This window comes from Streptomyces sp. NPDC057654 (assembly GCF_042800135.1).
GTDB lineage: Bacteria > Actinomycetota > Actinomycetes > Streptomycetales > Streptomycetaceae > Streptomyces.
This window is the reverse complement of the sequence record NZ_JBHVHQ010001252.1, coordinates 1-1794: the sequence shown is the minus strand read 5'-3', so window position 1 is coordinate 1794 and position 1794 is coordinate 1. Positions and strand designations below refer to the sequence as shown.

Annotated in this window: 2 protein-coding genes and 2 tRNA genes; 1 reads left to right on the top strand and 3 read right to left on the bottom strand. The window is 69.2% G+C overall.

Annotated elements, in window-relative coordinates:
- Positions 1–15 precede the first annotated feature (15 nt).
- The 3 genes from ACFU99_RS42560 to ACFU99_RS42550 form a co-directional block, all read right to left on the bottom strand.
- Positions 16–88: transfer RNA gene (locus ACFU99_RS42560), tRNA-Arg, on the bottom strand.
- A 124-nt stretch (positions 89–212) separates the two neighbouring features.
- Positions 213–905 carry an HD domain-containing protein gene (locus ACFU99_RS42555; protein ID WP_384403861.1) on the bottom strand — a complete coding sequence of 231 codons (693 nt, stop codon included), beginning with the start codon at positions 903–905 and terminating at the stop codon, positions 213–215.
- 128 nt (positions 906–1033) lie between these two features.
- Positions 1034–1123 (bottom strand) — tRNA-Ser (locus tag ACFU99_RS42550).
- A gap of 225 nt (positions 1124–1348) precedes the next feature.
- Between ACFU99_RS42550 and ACFU99_RS42545 the strand changes: the two genes are divergently transcribed.
- On the top strand, positions 1349–1794 hold a 446-nt coding region (locus tag ACFU99_RS42545; RefSeq protein ID WP_384403858.1), incomplete at its 3' end, for an SSI family serine proteinase inhibitor.

Sequence of the window (1794 nt, the reverse complement as noted above, 5' to 3'; positions counted from 1 at the left end):
GCCTTTGACCTGCTGTGCGCTCGGCAGGATTCGAACCTGCAACCTTCTGATCCGTAGTCAGATGCTCTATCCGTTAAGCTACGAGCGCTTGGCTTTCCGGCGGTTTTTTCTGGCCGGTCGGCGTTGCGGGAACAACATTACATGACCTGCGCCGAGAGGCGAAATCCGATTCCCGCACCGCCGCTGACCTGGGGAAATGTCTCTGGGGGCGGCTACTCGGGCCAGGCGGAGTCCTCGATGACGCGGACGAAGTCGGGGCGGGTGTAGCCGTCTACGAAGTGGGCCAGGACGTCGGCTTTCACGTTGCCGAAGGTGGTCTGGGGGCGGTGGGCGATGCCGTCGGTGAAGGCGCGGAGGATGCGGCGCTTGAAGTCGGGGCGGGGGTGGGCGGCGACGATCGCCTCGCGTACGTCCTCGGGGAGGTCGGCGTAGCCGATGCCCAGGACGTCGAGTTCCACACCGGCCGTGACCAGGGCGATCTCCGGAGCCATGTGGTGCGGGATCTCCGGGGTCGTGTGCAGGGCGATGCCCTCCCAGACCAGGCGGGTGCGGTCCTCCGGGATTCCGTGGGCGGTCAGGAAGCGGCGCGCCTCGTCCGCGCCGTCGATCTCGAAGCGCTGCTGCGACGCCCGGAACTTCTCCGTCAGCCCCAGGTCGTGGAAGAGCGCCCCGACGTACAGCAGCTCCGGATCGTAGGCGAGGCCGTGCGTACGGCCGTGGTGGGCGCCGAAGAGGTAGACCCGGCGTGAGTGGTGGTAGATCAGGTCGTCCGTCGCGTCCCGGACCAGTTCCGTCGCCTCCCGGACCAGCCGGCTGTCCGGGATGGGGATGTCCCCGATGTGCCCTGGGATGCTCTCGGAGGTGCGCTCGGGGGTGTTCTCTGGAGTGTTCGGTGTTGTGGGCATTGTGGCTCCCCTTCATCCGTTGAGTTTCCAGCCTCCTCTCAATGCCGTCTCCTCCGCGCGGCGAGATCAAGACGGAACGGGAACGCGAAAAGCCCCGTCCGCAGTGCGGACGGGGCTTTCGAAGCGAGCGGAGGCTCCGGGATTTGAACCCGGGATGGGGGGTTACCCCAAACCGCATTAGCAGTGCGGCGCCATAGACCAGACTAGGCGAAGCCTCCAGCACCCCCGCGCTGGCGCGAGGTGGTGCGTGCAGATGATGACACAGGCCAGCGGCCCGTCACCAATCGCAGCCTACGTTACCGGGCGAGCGGCCGACTGGGCAAAGTCGCCGCGGGGAGCGCAACGCGCGGGCCGGAGGCGCGTTAGAGGGGGATAGGGGCCACAGGTACATGACACCGGCCCCGTTCGACCCGCACCTCCCCGTACCTCCCTGGAGTCCCACCATGTCGCTCCGCCGTCTCGCCGTCACCGCCACCACCGCCGCGCTGCTCCCGGCCGCCCTGCTCGCCCTCCCCACGGCCGCCTCCGCCGCCACAGCCGCCCCAGCCGCCTCCGGTGTCGCGCGCGGGACCGTCCGGCCGCTGCCCGTGCCCCCGCCGGCCCACGACGACCACCTCACCGTCACGGTCTCCGGCACCAACGGCACCAACGGCTCCGACGGCACGTACGAGCTCTACTGCCACCCCGCCGGCGGCACCCACCCGCACGCGAAGGCCGCCTGCGACCAGCTCGACGGGGAGACGAAGTGGGGCAAGGACACCTTCGCGCCCGTACCGACCAACAGGATGTGCACGCAGATCTTCAGCGGGCCGGAGCAGGCGCACGTGTCCGGCAGTTGGGCCGGGCGGCCCGTGGACGCCGACTTCAAGCGGACCAACGGGTGCGAGAC

Excerpts from the sequence above, each read along its gene's own strand:
- ACFU99_RS42555 (WP_384403861.1), bottom strand. The coding sequence starts at position 905 with ATGCCCACAACACCGAACACTCCAGAGAACACCCCCGAGCGCACCTCC.